This is a genomic window from Psychrobacter proteolyticus (assembly GCF_038155145.1).
Taxonomy (GTDB): Bacteria; Pseudomonadota; Gammaproteobacteria; order Pseudomonadales; family Moraxellaceae; genus Psychrobacter; species Psychrobacter proteolyticus_B.
The window spans coordinates 1-216 of sequence record NZ_JBAKAY010000164.1; the positions used below are offsets into that span (position 1 = coordinate 1).

General features: G+C 43.5%; 1 protein-coding gene. It reads right to left on the reverse strand.

Going from position 1 to position 216, the window contains the following annotated elements; genetic code table 11:
- Positions 1 to 216 (reverse strand): VOC family protein (locus tag V6252_RS13370; RefSeq protein ID WP_341610761.1); only part of this gene is annotated, 216 nt, incomplete at both ends.

The following is a 216-nucleotide window of genomic DNA, read 5'->3' on the forward strand; positions in this document are numbered from 1 at the left end:
CAAGTCATAACTCGCTAGCGCAATATGCTGAATAACTTCGCCATTGAAGTGCATTAGGTACTCTTCGATTAGACCACCACCCTGTTTGGCTTCTTCATTCAGTGGAATACGGATTTTGACATCGGGTGCAGTCATGGCTTTACTGGTTAGTCCCGAGTACTCACCTATGATATCAAAGTAGCGAATCTCGCGGAAATTAAAGATACGCTCATAGAA